This is a genomic window from Pseudomonas sp. FP453, from assembly GCF_030687495.1.
GTDB lineage: Bacteria > Pseudomonadota > Gammaproteobacteria > Pseudomonadales > Pseudomonadaceae > Aquipseudomonas.
The window spans coordinates 3,152,068-3,167,925 of record NZ_CP117435.1; the positions used below are offsets into that span (position 1 = coordinate 3,152,068).

At 61.3% G+C, this 15,858-nt stretch carries 18 protein-coding genes, 1 tRNA gene and 1 pseudogene; 13 read left to right on the forward strand and 7 right to left on the reverse strand.

Annotated elements, in window-relative coordinates:
• Positions 1-29: 29 nt before the first annotated feature.
• From PSH87_RS14075 to PSH87_RS14085, 3 genes are all read right to left on the reverse strand, one after another.
• The gene (locus tag PSH87_RS14075; RefSeq protein WP_017734231.1) at positions 30-344 is read right to left on the reverse strand and encodes an AzlD domain-containing protein; all 315 of its coding nucleotides are present in this window, start codon (positions 342-344) and stop codon (positions 30-32) included.
• Positions 341-1,036 carry an AzlC family ABC transporter permease gene (locus tag PSH87_RS14080; protein WP_305429843.1) on the reverse strand — a complete coding sequence of 232 codons (696 nt, stop codon included), beginning with the start codon at positions 1,034-1,036 and terminating at the stop codon, positions 341-343. The genes PSH87_RS14075 and PSH87_RS14080 overlap by 4 nt, the downstream gene beginning before the upstream one ends.
• A gap of 71 nt (positions 1,037-1,107) precedes the next feature.
• On the reverse strand, positions 1,108-1,323 hold the full coding sequence (locus PSH87_RS14085) for a hypothetical protein (protein ID WP_005788169.1): 216 nt from the start codon (positions 1,321-1,323) through the stop codon (positions 1,108-1,110).
• Positions 1,324-1,498: 175 nt separating this feature from the next.
• On the opposite strand from PSH87_RS14085, the gene PSH87_RS14090 reads away from it, so the two are divergent.
• The 8 genes from PSH87_RS14090 (at position 1,499) to PSH87_RS14125 (ending at position 9,096) form a co-directional block, all read left to right on the forward strand.
• Positions 1,499-1,855 (forward strand): metalloregulator ArsR/SmtB family transcription factor, encoded by a 357-nt coding sequence (locus PSH87_RS14090; protein ID WP_305429844.1) that lies wholly within the window; start codon positions 1,499-1,501, stop codon positions 1,853-1,855.
• Positions 1,856-1,873: 18 nt separating this feature from the next.
• Positions 1,874-3,157: an arsenic transporter gene (locus PSH87_RS14095; RefSeq protein ID WP_017734234.1), complete on the forward strand. Its 1,284-nt coding sequence runs from the start codon at positions 1,874-1,876 to the stop codon at positions 3,155-3,157.
• A 1-nt stretch (position 3,158) separates the two neighbouring features.
• Positions 3,159-3,629 carry an arsenate reductase ArsC gene (locus PSH87_RS14100; protein ID WP_305429845.1) on the forward strand — a complete coding sequence of 157 codons (471 nt, stop codon included), beginning with the start codon at positions 3,159-3,161 and terminating at the stop codon, positions 3,627-3,629.
• Between the two features lie 67 nt (positions 3,630-3,696).
• The gene (locus tag PSH87_RS14105; RefSeq protein WP_017734236.1) at positions 3,697-4,308 is read left to right on the forward strand and encodes a LysE family transporter; all 612 of its coding nucleotides are present in this window, start codon (positions 3,697-3,699) and stop codon (positions 4,306-4,308) included.
• Between the two features lie 317 nt (positions 4,309-4,625).
• Positions 4,626-4,919, forward strand: coding sequence for a hypothetical protein (locus PSH87_RS14110; RefSeq protein WP_305429847.1), 294 nt, complete (start codon positions 4,626-4,628; stop codon positions 4,917-4,919).
• A gap of 223 nt (positions 4,920-5,142) precedes the next feature.
• Positions 5,143-7,857 (forward strand): magnesium-translocating P-type ATPase, encoded by a 2,715-nt coding sequence (gene mgtA, locus PSH87_RS14115; protein WP_305429848.1) that lies wholly within the window; start codon positions 5,143-5,145, stop codon positions 7,855-7,857.
• A 63-nt stretch (positions 7,858-7,920) separates the two neighbouring features.
• Entirely contained in the window at positions 7,921-8,268 is a 348-nt protein-coding gene (locus tag PSH87_RS14120) for an SLOG family protein (protein ID WP_305429850.1), read from the forward strand.
• A gap of 18 nt (positions 8,269-8,286) precedes the next feature.
• Positions 8,287-9,096, forward strand: coding sequence for a hypothetical protein (locus PSH87_RS14125; protein WP_305429852.1), 810 nt, complete (start codon positions 8,287-8,289; stop codon positions 9,094-9,096).
• Here the strand turns inward: PSH87_RS14125 and PSH87_RS14130 are convergent.
• A complete protein-coding gene (locus PSH87_RS14130) occupies positions 9,093-9,785 on the reverse strand; it encodes a tellurite resistance TerB family protein (RefSeq protein ID WP_305429853.1) in 693 nt (230 codons plus the stop codon). The two genes, PSH87_RS14125 and PSH87_RS14130, sit on opposite strands and share 4 nt — an antisense overlap.
• A gap of 125 nt (positions 9,786-9,910) precedes the next feature.
• Here PSH87_RS14130 and PSH87_RS14135 point away from each other — a divergent pair, with 125 nt between their 5' ends.
• A complete protein-coding gene (locus PSH87_RS14135) occupies positions 9,911-10,438 on the forward strand; it encodes a DinB family protein (RefSeq protein WP_305429854.1) in 528 nt (175 codons plus the stop codon).
• Positions 10,439-10,440: 2 nt separating this feature from the next.
• Here the strand turns inward: PSH87_RS14135 and PSH87_RS14140 are convergent, their stop codons facing one another.
• A complete protein-coding gene (locus tag PSH87_RS14140) occupies positions 10,441-10,899 on the reverse strand; it encodes a GFA family protein (protein WP_017734242.1) in 459 nt (152 codons plus the stop codon).
• A 194-nt stretch (positions 10,900-11,093) separates the two neighbouring features.
• Between PSH87_RS14140 and PSH87_RS14145 the strand changes: the two genes are divergently transcribed.
• Complete coding sequence (locus PSH87_RS14145) at positions 11,094-11,375, forward strand: hypothetical protein (protein WP_257779978.1); 282 nt, start codon at positions 11,094-11,096, stop codon at positions 11,373-11,375.
• A 196-nt stretch (positions 11,376-11,571) separates the two neighbouring features.
• Positions 11,572-11,658, forward strand: a tRNA-Leu gene (locus tag PSH87_RS14150).
• 323 nt (positions 11,659-11,981) lie between these two features.
• Here the strand turns inward: PSH87_RS14150 and PSH87_RS14155 are convergent.
• Together PSH87_RS14155 and PSH87_RS14160 are read right to left on the reverse strand one after the other, a co-directional pair.
• Positions 11,982-12,446, reverse strand: coding sequence for an Imm30 family immunity protein (locus PSH87_RS14155; RefSeq protein WP_305429857.1), 465 nt, complete (start codon positions 12,444-12,446; stop codon positions 11,982-11,984).
• Positions 12,447-12,631: 185 nt separating this feature from the next.
• Positions 12,632-13,883: pseudogene (locus PSH87_RS14160) on the reverse strand (MFS transporter).
• 102 nt (positions 13,884-13,985) lie between these two features.
• Between PSH87_RS14160 and PSH87_RS14165 the strand changes: the two are divergent.
• Together PSH87_RS14165 and PSH87_RS14170 are read left to right on the forward strand one after the other, a co-directional pair.
• Positions 13,986-14,951: an AraC family transcriptional regulator gene (locus PSH87_RS14165; protein ID WP_305429858.1), complete on the forward strand. Its 966-nt coding sequence runs from the start codon at positions 13,986-13,988 to the stop codon at positions 14,949-14,951.
• 32 nt (positions 14,952-14,983) lie between these two features.
• Positions 14,984-15,784 (forward strand): hypothetical protein, encoded by an 801-nt coding sequence (locus PSH87_RS14170; RefSeq protein ID WP_305429859.1) that lies wholly within the window; start codon positions 14,984-14,986, stop codon positions 15,782-15,784.
• The last annotated feature ends 74 nt before the right edge of the window (positions 15,785-15,858 follow it).

Consider the following 15,858-nt stretch of genomic DNA (forward strand, 5'->3'; position numbering starts at 1 on the left):
CCTCCCGCGGGCTTTTTTTCGCCTGGGCGTCAGAGCAGCCAGCGAAACAGATAGAACAACGCCATGCTCAACAGCACCGTCAGCAGCACGTTGCGCGTCCAGTACATCAGCGCCACCGCGCTGATACCGGCGAGCAGATAGGGGTTGGTCGGGCTCAGGTTGAGGTGCTGGTGATCGGCCAGGAAGATGATCGGCCCGCAAATCGCGGTGAGCATCCCCGGCACCGCAAACCCGAGAAACTCCCGCGCCCCCCGGTTGAGGCGTACCGGCAAGCGCGGCTCGATAAACAGGTAGCGGTTGAGAAACACCACCAGGCCCATCGTCACAATCATCAGGTAGATCATCGCAGCCCTACTCCCAGCCGTTTGCACGCATACCCGGCGCTCATCCCCAACACACCCGACACCACCACCGCCGATTCCCAATGCAGGAAACTCAGCCACACCGAGAACAGCAACGACACGGCCACACAGACCACGGTCGGCACATCACGCACCACCGGGGTGATCAGCGCAATAAAGGTCGCGGCGATGGAAAACTCCAGGCCCAACTGGTCCAGGCCGGGAATGCTCTTGCCCAGCACGATGCCGGCAAGGGTGAACAGGTTCCAGGCGATATAGAACGTCAAGCCGACGCCGAGGGCGTACCAGCGATTGAACGTCTGACGGTCGTAGTGGCTGACCAGGGCGAAGAATTCGTCGGTGAGCAGAAAACCCAGGCTCATGCGCCAGCGCGTGTTGAGCGCTGACAATGTAGGACGCATGTGCATGCCGTAGAGCAGATGCTGGGAAGTCAGCAACAAGGTGGTCAACACAATGGAGATCAGGCTCGCGCCGCTCTTGACCATGCCGATCGCCACCAACTGCGCGGCGCCGGCGAACACAATGGCGGATAAACCCTGGGCTTGCAGCGGGGTGAATTGCGCATCAATGGCCATGGAGCCGGCCAGCAGCCCCCACGGCGCACAGGCCAGGGACAGCGGGATAACGGCAATGGCGCCGCGTGCGAAGGCGTAATGAGGTAAGGCGGTAGGCATGGACACGGCTCAACGACGGACAGTCGCCAAGCATGCCAGCGCAATAGAGTGCTTGTCTTGAACGATCTTGCTCAGGCGAGCCTGACGGACACCTGCTCCACCGAATCGCGCGCTTCGCGCAGCTCATAAGCATCCTGGTTCAACCGGTGAATGGTGTTGAGCAAGCGCTGGCGTAGCACTTCATCGCCGAGTTTTTCCACGGCGCGCATCAGGTCGAACGCCGCAGTTTCGTTATTTTCCGCGACGGAATCGAGGGTCTTGCGCAGGTTGCGAGTGGCACGGGTCACGCGGGTTCTTCCTTCGTTTGCAATGGCAGGCACTTTAGGACATTCGTGTTTCATTTTAATTTCAAACACTTGCGATAGATTCCCAGGCGCTTGATCCAGATCAAGCGAAAACCGGTTTGACCGACACATATGGAAATACGTATATTCGACTTCCCATATGTATAGGGCGTTGCCCATGTCCGAGTTCATCTCCCCTCCCGAACTGTTCAAATGCCTGGCCGATGCCACCCGCACACGCCTGACATTATTGGTGGCACGCGAAGGCGAACTTTGCGTGTGCGAACTGATCCATGCCTTGGAGGACAGCCAGCCGAAAATCTCCCGTCACCTGGCGCAACTGCGCAATTGCGGGCTGATGCTGGATCGTCGCCAGGGTCAATGGATCTACTACCGCATCAATCCAGCGCTGCCCGCATGGGTCACCCAAGTGCTGGACATCACCTTGCAAGCCAACCTGCCCTGGTTGCATGCCGACACCCAACGTCTGGATGCAATGGGCAACCGACCACAACGGGCCAGCGTCTGCTGCTGAGCCCTCGGAGCTTTATCGATGCTTGTCGCCATTGGCATTTTTCTGTTCACCATCATTCTGGTCATCTGGCAGCCCAAGGGCCTCGGCGTCGGCTGGAGTGCAACGATGGGCGCCATCCTCGCCCTGGCCAGCGGCGTGATCAGCCTGGCGGATATTCCGGTGGTGTGGCACATCATCTGGAATGCCACCGGCACCTTTGTCGCGCTGATCATCATCAGCCTGTTGCTCGACGAAGCCGGCTTCTTTGCCTGGGCGGCGCTGCATGTCGCACGTTGGGGCCGTGGGCGCGGGCGGCGCTTGTTTGCCTATATGGTGCTGCTGGGCGCGCTGGTTTCGGCGCTGTTTGCCAACGACGGCGCAGCGCTGATCCTCACGCCCATCGTGATGTCGATGCTCCTGGCGTTGCGTTTTTCCCCGGCGGCAACCCTGGCGTTTGTCATGGGCGCAGGGTTTATCGCCGATACCGCGAGCCTGCCGCTGGTGGTGTCGAACCTGGTGAACATCGTTTCGGCGGACTACTTCAAGATTGGCTTCAACGAATATGCGGCCGTGATGGTGCCGGTGAACCTCGTCAGCGTCGCGGCCACGCTGGCGGTACTGCTGTGGTTTTTCCGCCGCGATATCCCGCAGGTCTACGACCCCGCTGACCTGGCCGATCCAGCCAGTGCGATCCACGACCGCGCCACCTTCCGCGCCGGCTGGTGGGTGCTGGGTATCCTGTTGGTCGGTTGTTTCGCCCTGGAGCCACTGGGCATTCCCATCAGTGCGATTTCCGCCGTGTGTGCCGTGCTCCTGCTGGTGATCGCCGCCAAGGGCCACAAGATTTCCACGCGCAAGGTGCTGAAGGAAGCACCGTGGCAGATCGTGATTTTCTCCCTGGGCATGTACCTGGTGGTGTACGGCTTGCGCAACGCCGGCCTCACCACGTACCTCGCAACCTGGCTCGACACCTTCGCCACCTACGGCGTGTGGGGTGCGGCCATGGGCACCGGCGTGCTGACGGCCTTGCTGTCCTCGGCGATGAACAACCTGCCGACGGTGCTGATCGGCGCGTTGTCCATCGAGTCCAGCCATGCGGTGGGTGTGATCAAGGACGCGATGATCTACGCCAACGTGATCGGCAGCGACCTCGGCCCGAAAATCACCCCGATTGGCAGCCTGGCCACCTTGCTGTGGCTGCATATTCTGGCGCGCAAGGGCATCACCATCACTTGGGGCTACTACTTCAAGGTCGGGATTGTGCTGACCTTGCCGGTGCTGTTGATCACCCTCGCCGCCCTCGCCTTGCGTTTGAGTATCTGAAATGAAAGTCCTGTTCATGTGCACCGCCAACAGTTGTCGCAGCATTTTGTCTGAAGCGCTGTTCAACCACTTGGCGCCGGCGGGTTTCGTCGCCATCAGTTCTGGCAGCTTCCCCAAGGGCCAGGTCTTGCCGCGCAGCCTGTCGACGCTGGGGACCGCAGGTATCAGCACGGAAGGCCTGTACAGCAAAGGCAATGATGCGCTTGCAGGCAGCCCGCCGGATCTGGTGATCACCGTGTGCGACAAGGCCGCCGGTGAAGCCTGCCCGGTGTATTTCGGGCCGGCGCTGAAGGCGCATTGGGGCCTGGAAGACCCTTCGGAGGTTGACGGCGATGAAGCAATGCTCGACGCCGCCTTTCACGCCACACTGGAAACCATCGAAAGCCGCTGCCGGGCGTTTTTCGCACTGCCGTTTGCGCGCCTTGGCGCGGCCGAGTTGAAGGCTGAACTTGAACGTATCGCGCTGTTGTAACTGCAAAAACTAGAACTGCCCTGCCCAATCTGGCTATGCTCGTGCCCTTTCTCGAAAGGACGCGGGCATGCTGACGATCTTCTTTTACGCACTGGTATTTGGCTTTGTGTTTTGCCTGTCCCCCGGCGCCGTGCTGGCGGAGACCCTGCGGCGTGGCTTGCTCCAGGGTTTCACCCCGGCGTTGCTGGTGCAAATCGGCTCACTGGTGGGCGACGCGGTCTGGGCGGTGATCGGCCTCACCGGCATTGCGTTGCTGATCCAGCATGACGCCGTGCGCGTGCCGCTGACCATTGCCTGCGCGCTGTACCTGGCCTGGCTCGGCGCACGCAGCCTGATGGATGCGTGGCATCTGCCGCAAGCCGACAGCGCGCCGGCCAGCTCGGCGAAGAATGCATTGGCGGTGGGCGCGACGATTTCCCTGGCCAACCCGAAAAACATTGTCTACTGGGGCGCCCTGGGCAGCGCGCTTTCCGGCATCGTCGGCGCCACGCCCAGCCATGGGCAGACGCTGATGTTTTTTGCCGGGTTCATGCTGGCATCGGTGCTGTCGTGCTTTCTGATTGCCGGGTTGGTGAACCTGTTGCGCCAGAACGCATCGCCCACTTGGCAGCGCATCAGTTACGGCGCCTGTGGCGTGGTATTGATCTATTTGGCCGTTCTCGCGGCACAGGGCATTTGAAGTTATATATCGAGCAACTTCCAAGTGCCTCTTGTCTGAATGAACTCTGAACAACGGATAATTTAATTAATCATCCGTTGACATTTTGTAACTGCCTGAGTAGATTGCCCGTGCCCGCAACTGGGGCCTTTTTTAAACCTCACAAAAGAAGCCAATGGACACAGTATCTAGTCGCTGTCCGAGCACCGCCTTTGCGGGCATCGGGCGCCCAACCCAGAATATGACAGGACTCGCTTCCCGGTCCGGTAAGCTGCGCTAGAGCTCGATGCTCCACCGTAACTGCCTCACCGGTCGCCCGTCCGGTCCCGAGGTGTGTTATGACCTTCCAAGCCTTTGTTTTACATGATATTCGCACGCTGGCCGCAGCCCTGCGCGCCAAGCTGTGCCGTGAGCCTGCAGGGTTTTCCCCAATCCGCTCGCCCTTTGCCACACCCTCCCCCCAAGTGCGCCCGGCTCACCCGCTGGCGCACTGGCGTATCTGCCCAGACAGCGGCCAACTGCTGCAGCACTGGGATCACGCCGACCCGCAGGACCCACAGAGACCGACCGTTTCCAGCCTGGCACAAGCCGGTCTGCTGCTCGGTTTCTACCTGAGCGCGCGCGCCGCTTAATCCTGCTGGAAACAGCAACTATCTGATCAACACCCTGGAGTTCTTTATGAACTATCCCAGTTGTAATTCGCTGCGCGCTATTTAACTAACGCTGCCGCAAAAGTTGTCCAGACACTTTATTTGAACCGATCGCGAAGTCCGCGGCTCGGCATGCTTTCGCTCGCCTGTCAGCAGGTAAGTACCGGGTATGTTTTGTCGAGAATTGGCGACAGGAGTACACACCATGAGCGCCGTAAAAAACACGCCACTGCACAAGAAAACCACCGCCGACGCCGACACCAAACTGTCGATGCGCGCCGCCCGTGAAGCCCACAACGGCCTGTCGGCCACCCTCGCCAACGTGCGGGCCACCCAGGACGGCCTGACCGAACTGGACGCCGCTGCACGCCTGCACCGCGAAGGCTACAACGAAGTTGCCCATGACAAGCCGCCCCACGCCATCGTGCAGTTCCTGCAAGCGCTGAACAACCCGTTCATCTACGTGCTGCTGACCTTGGCCGGCATCAGCTTTGTCACCGACTATTGGCTGCCGCTGCAAGCCGGTGAAGAAGTCGACCTGACCAAGGTCATCATCATCATGACCATGGTCCTGCTCAGCAGCCTGCTGCGCTTCTGGCAGGAACACCGCTCGGCGAAATCCGCCGAAGCCCTGAAAGCCATGGTGCGCACCACCGCCACCGTGCTGCGCCGCGAACAAGTCGGCGCCCAGCCAACCCTGCGCGAAGTGCCGATGCGCGACCTGGTGGCCGGCGACATCGTGCAGCTATCGGCCGGCGACATGATCCCGGCGGACATCCGCCTGATCGAATCCCGCGACCTGTTTATCAGCCAAGCGGTGCTCACCGGTGAAGCCTTGCCGGTGGAAAAGTACGACACCCTCGGCGACGTCACGCAAAAATCCGCCGCGCCCCCGGCCACCGACCAGGGCAATCTGCTGGACCTGCCGAACATCTGCTTCATGGGCACCAACGTCGTCAGCGGCCGGGCCAAGGCCGTGGTGGTCGCCACCGGGCCACGCACCTACTTCGGCTCGCTGGCTAAGGCGATTGTCGGCTCGCGGGTGCAAACCGCGTTCGACCGTGGGGTCAATAGCGTCAGCTGGCTGCTGATCCGCTTCATGCTGGTGATGGTGCCGATCGTGTTCCTGCTCAACGGGTTCTCCAAGGGTGACTGGGGCGACGCGTTCCTCTTCGCCCTGGCGGTTGCGGTCGGCCTCACCCCGGAAATGCTGCCGATGATCGTCAGCGCCAACCTGGCCAAGGGCGCCACGGCGATGGCCAAGCGCAAAGTTGTGGTCAAGCGCCTCAATGCGATCCAGAACTTCGGTTCGATGGACGTGCTGTGCACCGACAAGACCGGCACCCTGACCCAGGACAAGATCATCCTCGAACATCACGTCAACGCCTTTGGCCAACGCGATGACACGGTGCTGTCCCTGGCGTGGCTCAACAGCCATCACCAAAGCGGCATGAAAAACCTGATGGACCAGGCCGTGGTGCAGTTCTCCGAGCAGAATCCGAAGTTCCAGGTGCCGTTTGCCTACAGCAAGGTGGATGAATTGCCCTTCGACTTTGTGCGCCGTCGCCTGTCCATCGTGGTCAAGGATGCCGCCGATGATCAGTTGCTGGTGTGCAAGGGCGCCGTGGAAGAGATGCTGAGCATTTCCACCCACGTCATGGAAGGCGGCGACGCTGTGCCACTGGACGAGCGCCGTCGCAACGAGCTGCTGGCATTGGCCAACGACTACAACGAAGACGGTTTCCGCGTGCTGGTGGTGGCCACGCGCAACATTCCCAAGGCCCTGGCCCGCCAGCAATACACCACCGCCGATGAACGCAACCTGGTGATCCAGGGCTTCCTGACCTTCCTCGACCCACCGAAGGAAACCGCCGGCCCGGCGATTGCTGCGCTGCAACAAATCGGTGTAGCGGTCAAAGTGCTGACCGGCGACAACGCCGTGGTCACCAGCAAGATCTGCCGCCAGGTTGGCCTGGAGCCCGGCCAGCCGCTGCTCGGCGCGGAAATCGAAGCGATGGACGACGCCACCCTGCTGCGCCGCGTGGAAGAACGCACGGTGTTTGCCAAGCTGACGCCGCTGCAAAAATCCCGGGTGCTCAAGGCCCTGCAAGCCAACGGCCACACCGTGGGCTTCCTCGGTGACGGCATCAACGATGCACCGGCACTGCGCGACGCTGACGTGGGTATCTCGGTGGACAGCGGCACCGACATCGCCAAGGAATCGGCCGACATCATCCTCCTGGAAAAGAGCCTGATGGTGCTGGAAGAAGGCGTGCTCAAGGGCCGCGAAACCTTCGGCAATATCATGAAGTACCTGAACATGACCGCCAGCTCCAACTTCGGCAACGTGTTCTCGGTGCTGGTGGCCAGTGCGTTTATCCCGTTCATGCCGATGCTGGCGATTCACCTGCTGCTGCAAAACCTCATGTACGACATCTCCCAGCTGGCCCTGCCGTGGGACAAGATGGACAAGGAATACCTGGCCAAGCCACGCAAGTGGGACGCGAAAAACATCGGGCGCTTCATGATCTGGATCGGGCCGACCTCGTCGATCTTCGACATCACCACCTTTGCCCTGATGTGGTACGTGTTCAGCGCCAACAGCGTAGAGATGCAGACGCTGTTCCAGTCCGGCTGGTTTATCGAGGGCCTGCTCTCGCAAACCCTGGTGGTGCACATGTTGCGCACCCGCAAGATCCCGTTCTTCCAAAGCACCGCCGCGTGGCCGGTATTGATGATGACTTGCGTGGTAATCGCGCTGGGGATCTACGTGCCGTTCTCGCCCCTGGGCACCCTGGTCGGCTTGCAACCGCTGCCGCTGGCGTACTTCCCCTGGCTGGTGGGCACCCTGCTCAGCTACTGCTGCGTCGCGCAACTGATGAAAACGATCTACATCCGCCGCTTCAAGCAGTGGTACTGATCCCCCCGCCGTTCAAACGGTGGCGGTCGCCCGGCTGTCACCGTGCATCACAAGGATTCGAATATGCGCGTCTTGATCTGTGCAGGTCGTCATTACGCCGACACCAAGAAGTCCCGCCAAGTGCTGGACGCTTACCACCGCCTGCGCCCGGTGCAGGTATTGATCCACGGCGGCAACCAGTTCCTCGGCAGCGACGTCGAGGAGTGGGCGCGGGAACTGGGTATCGACGTGGTGCGCTACCCGCCCAACTGGCAACGCCACGGCAAGCAGGCGGAACGCCAGCGCAACCATTTCATGCTGATCGACAGCCGTCCCGACGTGGTCATCGCCCTGCCGGGTGGTGACGACACGTCGGAGCTGGTCTGCCAGGCCAAAGCCAGCGGCATTTCGGTGCTGACCGTAGAAAGCTGAATTCACGCGAGGTGCATCATGCACAACCAACACACGCCGCAACGCCCGGATGGGTTTGCCAAATACCGTGCGCGTCACTATCGCGGCGCACGTCACACCTTGTTGCTGTTGCCGCCGGCCAAACGCCGCGCACTGCGGCGCAACCTGGTTTTTATCGGTTTGACCCTGGCCGTGCTGCTGCTCATTGCGCTGCTGTCCAAGGCCCATGCCGCCGGCGGGGCCTACGTAGTCGACGATGGCGCAATCAATGCGCCGGGCACCTGCAACGTGGACGCCTGGTTCAGCGCCAACCGCCACGAAGGCCGCAACCACAGCGAAACGCTGTCACCCGCGTGCACCTTCAGTGCCTTGCCCTCGGTGCAATGGGGCGCGGCGCTGTCGCGGGCGGGCGGCGAAAGCCAGATCAGCCCGCAACTCAAGGCTCAGGTGCTGTCGCGGGAAGACTTGGGGTTGGAGATGGCCGTGGCTGCCGGCGCGCACGTTGCGCTGGATCGTCGGCACGCCTTCGACGGCGCGGACCTGAACCTGCCATTGACCTGGCAGCCCTTGCAGGCGCTGCGCCTGAACCTGAATGCCGGTTGGGCCCATGCCTATGACGACGGTGAACAAAACCACCGCCTGACCTGGGGCAGCGGCGTCGAGTATCAACTGGCGCCCGCCCTCACGCTGATCGGTGAGCGCTATGGCCAGCGCGGCGGCGACCAGGCCTGGCAGGCCGGGCCGCGCCTGCACCTTGGCGAATTTGTCTATGTGGACCTGATCGTCGGGCGCAGCCTGAGCGGTGACCACGATCAATGGCTGACCACCGGCGCCACCGTGCGCTTCTAGGCTTTGGCCTGTTGCTCCAGGTGCAGCTGTAACTGCGGATCGAGTTGCAGCTGCGCCGCCAGGTCGTCGAGGTAATTGCGTTCGGCGTCCTGCTGGTCGTCCACCAGCAGCACACTGGCCAGGTACACCTCGGCAGCCACGGCCGGGTCGCCGGCAAACTCGGCGAAATCCGTGGCATCCAGGGGCTTGGCGACTTCGGCGTCGAGCCACTGTTGCAACTGCGGGTCGTCGGTGTGCTGGCGCAGCTCATTGGAAATCATCTGCTGCTCTTTTTCATCAATACGCCCATCGGCCTTGGCGGCCGCGATCAAGGCGCGCAATACCGCATGGCTATGGGCTTCGGCCTCGGGGCCGTCAAGCTGGTCCGCCGTCTGGAAGGCGGCTTGCGGCTGGCTGGCCTGCTGGCTCTGCCAGGCCTGATACGCCTGGAAGGCCATCATGCCCAACGACGCCAGTGCCGCGTAATTCATCCCGCCAGAGCGCCCTTGCGCAGGACGTGCAGCCGCCCCACCGCCCAACAGGCCGCCGAGCCCGCCCAACAATCCGCCTAAACCACCACCCGCTGAGGCATTGCCGGTGCTGGTGCCTTTCAGCAAGCCGCCGAGCAGCCCGCCGAGGCCACTGCCCGAGGCGCCGCCGCCCTGTTGCCCGCCGCGCAGGAGTTGTTCCAGGAGATCGCTGGTGTTCATGGTGTAGCCCTCCGAGGGCGCACTGTTGGCGTCTAACAACCATAGCCCGTGCCTGCCGGAACACCATGACCGCCGGGCGGGCGCGGCTTATGATGGCGCCACCCCGCTTTCAAGAGAGCCCCCCCGTGAACCGGATTGAACACATCACGCTGATGGCCGGCTACAACCAGTGGATGAACCAAAAGGTATATGACGCCGCCAGCCACCTCACGGACGCGCAATTGCTGGAAGATCGCCGCGCCTTTTTCGGCTCGATCCTCGGCACGTTGAACCACCTGGCCCTCGGCGACACGGTGTGGCTCAAGCGCTTCGCCCGGCACCCGGCAGGTTATTTGGCGCTGGCACCGCTGGACGCTGTCGCCATGCCGGCCGATCTGAAGCAACTCGCCTTCGCCGACCTGCGCGCACTCGCCGCCTACCGCGCCTGGTTGGATCAACTGATCATCGACTGGGCCAACACCCTCCAAGCGCCCGAACTAGACCAGCGCTTGCAGTACTACAACATGCGTGGCGTCGCGGCCGACAAGGACTTCGGCAGCCTGTTGCTGCACTTCTTCAACCACCAGACCCACCATCGTGGCCAAGTGACCACACTGCTGAGCCAGGCCGGTGTGGACGTGGGCGACACCGACCTGCTGGCCTTGATTGACTGAACTCAGCGCGCATTGAACTCGGCATAAGCCTGCAACAACCGCGGGAACTCCTCCGGCTGCGGCAATTGCGCAAAGCTTTCTACGGCTGGGGTGGAGACCCAGGCCAGTTTTTCCCGGGTCCAGGTTTCCATGAAAGGCACGTAATCGCTGGCGTTATCCAGCAAGGTTGCGCGCACATTGACGAACTCATCGATGCCATGGGGGCGGGTAAACAGCCAGCTCATGCAATGGGGGCAAAAATAGTGGCGGTCCACCCCGTGCAAGCCGCCGATCACCGGGCAGCCAGCGGTCACGGTGAAACCATTGGCCGGGACCAGGGCGCTGAGGGAAAACGCGCTGGAGGACATTTTCTGGCAGCCGGTGCAGTGACACGCCATGGTGATCACCGGGGCCACGCTGACACTGAAACGCACGCGATTGCAGCGGCAACCGCCCTCGTGTGGCGGGGTTACAACGCTCATCATTCCTTCCTTTTCATGATTGGGTGCGTGCCAGCGTAACGTCAGGGCCCGGGGTTGAACAGGCTTGCAAACAAAAGCGAACGCCGTCGCGCCACAGGGGTCCTAACCATAAGGCGTCGGGGTAACAACCCCGCCCTGCCCGCGCCCACCGAGTGGTCTCGAGGCGCGGCCCCTTATAAGAAGGAGACGCTTACATGGTCATTCACTTCAAGGTCGCCGGCCATCTTGCCTGCGGCCACCACGGCACCAACCTCCCCTCCAGCACCGAGCTGAACCGGGTCAAGTGCCGTACCTGCCGCAACACCGACGCGTACAAAGAAGCGCGCCGCACCCAACGCAACGCGGCCCGCCGTAGCGCCCGCCGCGCTAAAACCCACACCGCCGGCGACTGGCGCAGCGCGTGGACCCAACGCCTCACCGATCTGCCCGGCTTGCAGCGCTTGCCACGGGGCTTCAGTGGGCAGCCATTCGTGTAAAGCCAGCACGGCGCCTGCCCGCGCGGGCGCCGCTTCCATTTGCCAGGCAGCGCTTCTGAACTTCACCAGGAATCCCGTGTAGATCACTGATCTATCGAGCTTTTTCCTGCACGCATGAGCACCATAAAGGTGCTATTCGAACTTGCACCGAAGCGCCTGGGCCTATATATTCCCATCCCTGCTGCACCGCGCTACCGCCCGAATGGCGAAACTGGTAGACGCATGGGACTTAAAATCCCCCGCTCGTAAGGGCGTCCCGGTTCGATTCCGGGTTCGGGCACCATATATATCAAGGGCTTGCGTGATTGACTTCATGCAGGCCCTTAATGTTTCTGCTCCGCCATTTCAGACCTTGCACCGCAATCATCCTCCCCACGGCGTCCTGCCGAACGAATACCAGACCCAAATCTGCTACAGCTCGTCGCTTCAAATCGCGCCACGCTCAAACCTCGACTGCTGTATGCGCACACAGTATTCGGATTTGCCCACAATGAACCTCGACGAAGACACTTGTGAGTGGCTTGGCCTCCCCTCGCCCCTGGAAATGTACCCGAGTTCGCCGGCTATCTACGCCTGCGCGGTGCTGAGGCGGCAGCGATATAGAAACTACGCGCGGGCAGCCAGCAGGACGCCCAGCGTCTTGCCCGTAAATTCCGGACTTCTTTCATTTATCTTAGTTGCGATATAGGCCACGGCGTCCTTGGCTGGCGTGTCTGACTCGCGCAACGCCCTGACAATGATTTCGCGCGCGGGATCGCTATTCAGCACTCGCAGCAAAACAATGGATGCCCACTCAGGACTACTTGCCGCGATCGCGGGATAGACAGCAAGCAAATCCGCAACGTACGCATCCAACGGCGCAGCTTCCGCCGCGTGGATAATGGAAAACATGCATTCTTGATGAGAACAGCCATCATCTAAAAGCGGAAGAAGGAATTTTGCCGCCGAGGGCTCGCCAACTTGGCTTAATTCGTAAACGCCCTCGTCCACTATTTTCACCATATCAGCGGGCTGGCTTGAAATTACGCTGCTCAGCCGAGCAATTATTTCTGCAAAGGCGTTCGACGGCATCAATCAGGCCTCTTGAATGTTCGTGGATACATGGCTTTATTCTGCCTTATAAGATCTTGTCGCGGGCCCCTTACAAAGCCGTCATGTTGAATCGCTGCGATTTGAGGCGTCCTTGATGAGACGTCGTATTGTTCATGGGTCAGTTCCTGGTGACGGATGGGATCGAAGCGATTTGCTCAATCGGATCAAAGGTGCAGCGCGGGCTTGGTCTGGCGAACGCCAGGGGCAGAAGGGACGCGAACTCGCAGCGCAATCAGCAGCGCGGCCAGCAACATCAATACGGCCGCCGCGACGAATACGCCCGCGCTGCCACCGAAGCTGAACACGGCACCGCCAGCGGCGGCGCCTGTCGCGATGGCAGACTGCACAGAGGCCACCACCATGCCGCCGGCGCTTTCCGCCTGATCGGGTACCGCGCTGGCCACCCAGTTCGACCACGCCACCGGCACCCCGCCAAAGGCCAGGCCCCAGATCGCCAGGGGTATCGCCTGCCCAGGCAACGACGCCGGCAACAGCACCAACGCCAGGGCGGCAACGCCGACCAGAGCAGGCATCACCACCAGGATGGCCAGTGGGTGACGCTCCAGCAACCGCCCGGCCAACAGCGTGCCGACGAAGTTGGCTACACCGAACCCCAGCAACATCAGTGACAGCCCTTGCGAGCCAATACCGGTAGTGCCTTCAAGGAATGGCCGGACATAGGTGAACATCGCGAAGTGCCCGCTGTGCACCAGCACACACCCGAACATGCCCATGGCGATGCCTGGCCGCTGCAACACCTCTAAAACAGTGCGCAGCCTCGCCGGCCGACGCGGCGCAAGGCGCGGCAACGTGAACGACTGGAAAGCCAGGGTCACCATGCCGACCGCCGCCGCGGCAAAAAACGCGCTGCGCCAGCCATACAGCCCGCCCAGATAGCTGCCCAGCGGCACGGCAACGACGGTGCCCGATGGCAATGCCGCTGAAAATGATCGACAGCGCCCGGGGCAATAACGCACTCGGCACCAACCGCATCGCGACCGCCGCCGCCATGCTCCAGAACCCGCCAAGGGCAATCCCCAGCAAGATGCGCATCAACAACAGCACTGCGAAGCTGGAAGAAACGGCGACCAACAGATTGGAAGCGACCATCAACGTGGAAAACCCCAGCAACACCAGGCGCCGGTCGATGCCACGGGTCAGGCCTGGCACCAACAAGCCGGCGAACAGTGCGACGACTGCGGTCACCGTGACCGCCTGGCCAGCCAGCGCTTCGGACACGCCCAGGTCAGTCGCCATCAGCGTCAACAAACTGGCCGGCAGGTACTCGGCGGTCAGTAAGCCGAACACCCCCATTGCCAACGAAAAGACGGCCATCCAAGCAGGGGCCGCAGGCTCTACATCCAAGCCGACGCCAGGATGGCGGTCGGGTATGGCATTACAGACACAATCGGTCATCGTACGGATCTCCCACTCTTCATGACGAACCGAAGTCTAGGCGCCGGGATCCGGATGATCTATGATCGAAAATCTCTACTTTTTGACCAAAACACCTGAACGATGCCTGCTGATCAGTTTGCTCTCTCCTCGGACCTCATCAACGAGCTATTGCGCGGCATGCGCCTGCGGGGTGTCGAATACCGGCGTATCCAGGCCGGCCCTACCTTCGGTCTGGGCTTCACGGAGAAACCCGGGCACGCCTGGTTCCACTTCATCGCCGTGGGCAATGCGGTGCTGCGCATGGACGATGGCACCCCCTACGCACTGTCTGCCGGCAACGCCGTGTTCATCTCCCATGGCGCGGCGCACCAGCTGCTTTCACATCCAGACGCGCCTGTGATGGACATCAACCGCCTGGACGGCGCCCCACTCGGCGACACCGTCAGCGCCGTGGCAACCGGCGCCGATGCCAGCCCCTCGCCGAGCACTATTGTGTTCAGTGGTTGCATGGAGTTTGAACTGGGCAGCATCCATGGCCTTGGCAGGCTGATGCCGGGCCTGATGCTGATTGATGCCGGCGGCCAGCGTTACCCCGGCCTGGTACCGATCCTGACCACCATGGAACGCGAGGTCGGCGCCGCACGTATCGGCTTCGCCGGTATCCTCGCGCGTTTGGCCGACGTGGTGGCGGCCATGGTGGTTCGCGGCTGGGTGGAGTGCGCCTGCGGCAATGCCTCAGGCCTGGTCGCCGCCTTGCGCGACCCACGCCTGGCCGGTGCACTGCTTGCGCTCCATCAGCAACCGGGCCGCGACTGGACCGTCGCGCAGCTGGCAGCGCACTGCAATACCTCACGCTCGGTCTTTGCCGACCGCTTCCAGGCGACGATTGGCGTGGCCCCGCTGCGCTATGTCACCGAACTGCGCATGCGGCTGGCGAGCCAGTGGCTGACCCTCGAAAGGCTGCCGATCGAAGAGGTAGCGCAGCGTTTGGGCTACACGTCGCAGGCCGCCTTCAGTCGTGCGTTCAAGCGCATTACGGGCAAGACACCGGGATTGAGTCGTAAGGTAAGGCAGCCCGCTGATTAGGCTCAAGGTCAATCCAACCACTGGGTACACTCATGCTCTATTTGCATCGCCTCATCTTTTACCCGCTTTTATTGCTGGCTTTCTTGTGGGGTTTCTTCGCATTGCGGGTCAACCCACTCCCACTGATCTACAACTTTGAGTTTTTTGCATTACTCAAGGCGCTGTACATCGTCGGGTTTACAGCATCTTTCTGGCCATTGGCATATATACAACTGGTTGACTATATGCATTCACGCGCTGGAAAAAATGGCCGGCAGCACCTTGATTTCTCCAAGTCGTTGCAAAAGGATCTGATCGTCGCAGGGCTGACCGCCGTGGCGCTGGCCAGCATTTACTGGCAGGACTCAGCGAGCTATGTTTTTTCGGCAATCGACATTGCGTTCGTTGGTTTTCCCTTCCTGATCAACGCTCTGTACACCCTGATCCAGAGCACGCAAGTCCGTTTCGCCGGGAAGCCTATCCGCAAGCGAGCGCCATTGCTCATGTTCTGTGTGGTGCTGGGAGGGACTGCGACCGCGTATGGGTTGCTGGTGAAAAACGCTTCGGGTGAATTGGCTACGGATCAAGCGTTGTTCCTGCAGTTGACCATTTTGTTCGCCGGCTTCAGCTTCTTTTTAACCAGCAACTTCATGCTGGAGGCGTGGAAACAGGGGCGTTTCGAGAGTTCTGCGTTCATACGTTACTTCTTCACTGAGGTCGTCAGATCACAATCGAACCTGTATCGCGACCTGGACAACGTCCTGGAACCGTTCAACAAGCAGATGGCAACACGCAAATCGCAGCATGCTGCGGCGCTTCGTCGAAAGCACAAGAATCATTCTCGAAAGCGTTGATGATTGACCGCGGATCGGTGAGCATGCCCGGCCGCAATTCGCACGATAAAGGATAGAGCACAGTGTTCAAGGAG